This window comes from Vibrio sp. 10N.261.52.A1, assembly GCF_002876325.1.
Classification (GTDB): domain Bacteria; phylum Pseudomonadota; class Gammaproteobacteria; order Enterobacterales; family Vibrionaceae; genus Vibrio; species Vibrio chagasii.
On sequence record NZ_MCYD01000393.1, the window covers coordinates 1 to 445 of the forward strand.

Sequence of the window (445 nt, forward strand, 5' to 3'; positions counted from 1 at the left end):
GCCTTATTCTTAATCCTCTATCTTCGTATTTGTCCATACCTCTCAAATACAAAAAAGGCGCAGATAGTCTGCGCCTTTGGTTTTAGTTATTTTGGTGCTTGATTAGGACGTTTTGAACTGTGCGACTGCTTTATCCATCTCATGGGCTTGCTCTGCCACTTTGTCTACTTCAACTAAACAGTGCTGTGCTGAGGCATTGTTATCGTGTGAGATGGCATTGAGTTCCGTGATGGAGTCACTCACTTGTGCCATCACAGCACCCTGCTCTTCTATTGCAGACGCAATGCGTTCAGAGTTACCTTGAATGCTCTGCATGTCGCTTAAGATAAGCTGCAAGCTAGCATCCAGTTCTTCTGAATCTTTAAGCGTTAGCTGACCTTGCTGGTTACACTCGCCAATTTCAGTCATCGATGCTTGCATCTGGCTTTGAATCGCACTTACCACC

1 protein-coding gene is annotated in these 445 nt (G+C 44.9%); it reads right to left on the minus strand.

Annotation, left to right across the window (positions count from 1 at the left end):
- Positions 1–102 precede the first annotated feature (102 nt).
- A partial coding sequence (locus BCT81_RS04860) for a methyl-accepting chemotaxis protein (RefSeq protein ID WP_133152553.1) occupies positions 103–445 on the minus strand: 343 nt, incomplete at its 5' end.